Consider the following 1,853-nt stretch of genomic DNA (forward strand, 5'->3'; position numbering starts at 1 on the left):
TTCCTGCTTCACCCCTGTAATAGCCAATGGGTTTACCGGGGGCGGAGACAATCACAGCTAAACGTTCTGGCAAAATAATCGGGTAAATTACCGTTGCTGACCTGTCAATCTTATCAATTTTGGCAACATTAGCATCTAAACAAGCTTGCCGGAAAAAGTTATCTAATTCTGCTAATTGTAAATCCTAAATTAACTGCCGTGCCTTTTTCAGGTAATCTTGACTAGGATTACCTTCTAGCAACAATTATACCAGTTATCGGTATACTGGTTCAACGCTTTTTCGGAAGGAAAACTGGATATCTGGATTAATGGAAACCAAATCACCGCGCAAGCTTTTTAAGTCTTTGACTGCTTCGGTATAGGCTGCAATTGGACATAAAGGCGTAGTTGGTTGAGGCGAGTTTTAAATTTTTATTCTGGATTATTACTCGCACTTTATGCCCGTTTAAAGTAATCTAATGCTACTGAATTATCTCCAGCATCAAGGGCTGTATTGCCTAAACTCAACAGGATAATGCCTAATTGGTTAGTGGCTTCCAGACCCTGAGCAATAGATAAGCTTTCTTCGAGTACCTCTCTACTAGCTTTTACATCCCCCAACACTTGTAAAGCGATGCCTAAACTTCTGAGCATTCCTACTTTAACGGCATAATTTTATGTAATTGCTAATTGTTGATTAATCTCTTCCAGTAGACGTTTAGCACGATTATAAAATCCTAAGCTTTGCAGGGCTTCAGCTTGGTTAATTTTGCTAATCAAAGCACCAAGTTTATCTCCCGCTTTATCATAAGTTTGTGCTTTTTTAAATGTTTCTAAGGCAGATTGGTTTTGTCCAGTGTGGAAAAGGAGTCTGGCTTTGGTATTAAGAATTTGCGCCCACAGCAGAGGATTGTTACTGGTAGCTGATTCGACTAACTTAAGGCTGGATTCAATAGCGGTTTGGGCAAGGTCCCACTGACTTAGGTGTTGGTAAGCTAAGGATAGATAATTCAAACTCAAGGCTTGATGGAGAGAGTCACCCCGAGTTGCGTAATCTTGGGCTGCTTCCAAATTTCCGCTGCTTGGGCAAATTGTCCCCTGTTGAAATAGGCTCTGCCTTGGTTAAGTTTACTAAGTTTACTGGTAGCCTGAGGAGTTTGGGCTTGCAAGGTCGGAGCAATAGTGACTTGGGGATGGTCACCGGATGCGATCGCTAAAGCAGGAGTAGCTGTCAGTGCTAGCAATAAACTGGGTAATCCGACGGTGACTAAATTTAGGATGGTTTTCATAATTGTCTTGGTAAGATATTAATGGTTAAAGTAGGGTGGGCAAAGTAATCGCTCTCATTAATACTCATTTGAACCAAACTGTTTTTGCCCACCTTACCAGTAATCAGTTAAAGTAGGGTGGGCAAAGTAATCGCTCTCATTAATACTCATTTGAACCAAACTGTTTTTGCCCACCTTACCAGTAATCAGTAATTTATAAACTCTTGGATTAATGGTTAAAGTAGGGTGGGCAAAATAATTTCATCATTAATACTCATTTGAACCAAACTGTCTTTGCCCACCTTACCAGTAATCAGTTAAAGTAGGGTGGGCAAAGTAATCGCTCTCATTAATACTGATTTCAAGCAAACTGTCTTTGCCCACCTTACCAGTAATCAGCTAAAGTAGGGTGGGCAAAGTAATTTAATCATTAATACTGATTGGAACCAAACTGTTTTTGCCCACCCTACAAGCTAAAAACTGATTGGAACCAAACTGTCTTTGCCCACCCGAAAATCTAATCCTCTTTAATCGCACAAGTTGCTCGCAGAAAATCGAGCGCCTGGTTCGAGTTGACAACAGCGACTAATTCCACATTACCTTCCT

At 40.7% G+C, this 1,853-nt stretch carries 3 protein-coding genes; all 3 read right to left on the minus strand.

Annotation, left to right across the window (positions count from 1 at the left end):
• Positions 1-435 precede the first annotated feature (435 nt).
• Genes F6K53_RS39420 through F6K53_RS39430 form a run of 3 tightly spaced genes read right to left on the minus strand, consistent with a single transcriptional unit; the run spans position 436 to position 1,268 of the window.
• On the minus strand, positions 436-633 hold the full coding sequence (locus F6K53_RS39420) for a tetratricopeptide repeat protein (protein ID WP_293048149.1): 198 nt from the start codon (positions 631-633) through the stop codon (positions 436-438).
• A 21-nt stretch (positions 634-654) separates the two neighbouring features.
• Positions 655-1,050 (minus strand): hypothetical protein, encoded by a 396-nt coding sequence (locus F6K53_RS39425; RefSeq protein WP_293085403.1) that lies wholly within the window; start codon positions 1,048-1,050, stop codon positions 655-657.
• Positions 996-1,268, minus strand: coding sequence for a hypothetical protein (locus tag F6K53_RS39430; protein ID WP_081431411.1), 273 nt, complete (start codon positions 1,266-1,268; stop codon positions 996-998). Before F6K53_RS39430 ends, F6K53_RS39425 begins: the two co-directional genes overlap by 55 nt.
• Positions 1,269-1,853: the final 585 nt, after the last annotated feature.

The organism is Moorena sp. SIO4A1 (assembly GCF_010672065.1).
GTDB lineage: Bacteria > Cyanobacteriota > Cyanobacteriia > Cyanobacteriales > Coleofasciculaceae > Moorena.